1 protein-coding gene is annotated in these 1,452 nt (G+C 68.8%); it reads left to right on the forward strand.

What is annotated here, in order from left to right:
- The first annotated feature begins 134 nt into the window (after positions 1 to 134).
- Positions 135 to 1,421 (forward strand): IS256 family transposase, encoded by a 1,287-nt coding sequence (locus D4B81_RS17740; RefSeq protein WP_122263977.1) that lies wholly within the window; start codon positions 135 to 137, stop codon positions 1,419 to 1,421.
- The last annotated feature ends 31 nt before the right edge of the window (positions 1,422 to 1,452 follow it).

Consider the following 1,452-nt stretch of genomic DNA (forward strand, 5'->3'; position numbering starts at 1 on the left):
GAGCAATGATCAGAACCTGTGGATGGCTCTCGGCGGGGTGACGTGAAAGTGGCGTACCTCCCGAGCAAGATCTGAAGCCCATGCAAGTTCTGATCAGGGTCGGCGTTGGCGCGCCGGCTCGGGAAGGTACGCCCATGCTCAAGGTAGTTCAGGAGAGCACCGAGTCCAACGTCGACGCGGCCACCGTTGGTGGGTCGCTGCTGGATGAGATTGTCCGTGACGGCGCCAGGCAGATGCTCGCCGCGGCGCTGGCGGCCGAGGTCGCCGCCTACGTCGAGCGGTACGCGCACGAGGTCGACGAGCACGGCCACCGGCTGGTGGTCCGCAACGGGTACCACGCGCCCCGCGTAGTGACCACCGCCGCCGGCGCGGTCCCGGTGCGCCAACCGCGGGTCAACGACCGACGGACCGACGCGGCGACGGGTGAACGGAAGCGGTTCGCCTCGGCGATCCTGCCGGCGTGGGCTCGCAAGTCCCCGCAGCTGGCCGAGGTGCTGCCGCTGCTGTACCTGCACGGCCTGTCGAGCTCGGACTTCGCCCCGGCGTTGGAGCAGTTCCTCGGCACCGCCTCCGGGCTGTCCGCGAAGACGATCACCCGGCTGACCGAGCAGTGGCAGGACGAGGCGGTCGCGTTCAACCAGCGGTCGCTGGCCCAGACCGACTACGTCTACGTGTGGGTCGACGGGATCCACCTGAAGGTCCGCCTGACCCAGGACAAGGTCTGCCTGCTCGTCATGGTCGGAGTCCGGGCCGACGGCACCAAGGAGCTGATCGCGCTGGATGACGGGCACCGGGAGTCGACCGAGTCCTGGGCCGACCTGCTGCGCTCGTGCAAGCGCCGCGGCATGAGTGCCCCGGTCCTGGCCGTCGGTGACGGGGCGCTGGGGTTCTGGAGAGCGCTGCGTGACGTCTTCCCCGGAACCGTCGAGCAGCGGTGCTGGTGGCACAAGATCGGCAACGTGCTCGCCGCGCTGCCCAAGTCGGTGCACAAGGACGCCAAGGCTGCCCTGGCCGAGATCTACAACGCGCAGGACCGCGACCACGCCGAGACCGCCGCTCGCGCGTTCGCGGCCGCCTACGGGGCCAAGTGGCCCAAGGCGATTGCGAAGATCACCGACGACCTGGACGTGCTGCTGGCGTTCTACGACTTCCCGGCCGAGCACTGGGTGCACCTGCGCACGACCAACCCGATCGAGTCCACCTTCGCCACCGTCCGGTTGCGCCAGCGCGTCACCAAGGGACCGGGCTCACGCGCCGCGGGCATCGCGATGGCGTTCAAGCTCATCGAGTCCGCGCAACGACGCTGGCGCGCGGTCAACGCCCCACACCTGGTCGCCCTCGTCCGTGCCGGCGCCTCCTTCGAGAAGGGCAAGCTCGTGGAACGACCCGAGGAATCAGGAGGCCAACGACACGTCGCGTGACACGCCGATCCACAGGTCTTGACAATTACTC

Origin of the sequence: Ornithinimicrobium cerasi (genome assembly GCF_003702705.1) — a bacterium.
GTDB lineage: Bacteria > Actinomycetota > Actinomycetes > Actinomycetales > Dermatophilaceae > Ornithinicoccus > Ornithinicoccus cerasi.